We start from the raw sequence: 573 nt of genomic DNA on the forward strand, positions 1-573 counted from the left end.
GATCGGCCACGGTGTCTTACGATCATTGGTGGACATTGAACGATTTGTTCTATGTCAGCGCTACCCGCACACTGGGGGGTGGCTATGAGGGTAAGCGCGGGAGTAAAAGCCATACGGTGCATTACTCCGTGCCCTGGGGATACTGGTTGATTGGCATGACCACCAGTCAACACGGTTATCACCAGTCGGTGGCGGGGGATAGCGTGGACTACGTCTATAGCGGTACCAGCGCCAACCAGGAAATCAGCCTGAGCCGGCTGTTATACCGGGATGCGGTTTCCAAAGTGCAGACCTCACTGCGTGGCTGGAAACGCGAATCGGCAAATTTTATTAATGATGCCGAAGTAGGCGTACAGCGTCGCAGGACAGGCGGCTGGGAGTGGGGCCTGAACTATCGGCGATATATCGGCCGTGCTTCGATGGACATGAATACCAGCCTCAAGCGTGGTACCGGCGCAAACCGTTCGCTTTCGGCGCCGGAAGAACAGGATGGGGAAGGAACATCTCGCCCATTCATCGTGTTTGCCAATGCACAACTGAACGTCCCTTTCCATTTGAACGAGCAGGCCTTGC

Annotated in this window: 1 protein-coding gene; it reads left to right on the forward strand. The window is 55.7% G+C overall.

The features are described 5' to 3' along the window. On the forward strand, window positions 1-573 hold a 573-nt coding region (locus tag CSQ89_RS22800; protein ID WP_233203467.1), incomplete at both ends, for a ShlB/FhaC/HecB family hemolysin secretion/activation protein.

The sequence above is a fragment of the Chitinimonas sp. BJB300 genome, assembly GCF_002735695.1.
In the GTDB taxonomy this organism is placed as follows: domain Bacteria; phylum Pseudomonadota; class Gammaproteobacteria; order Burkholderiales; family Chitinimonadaceae; genus Chitinimonas.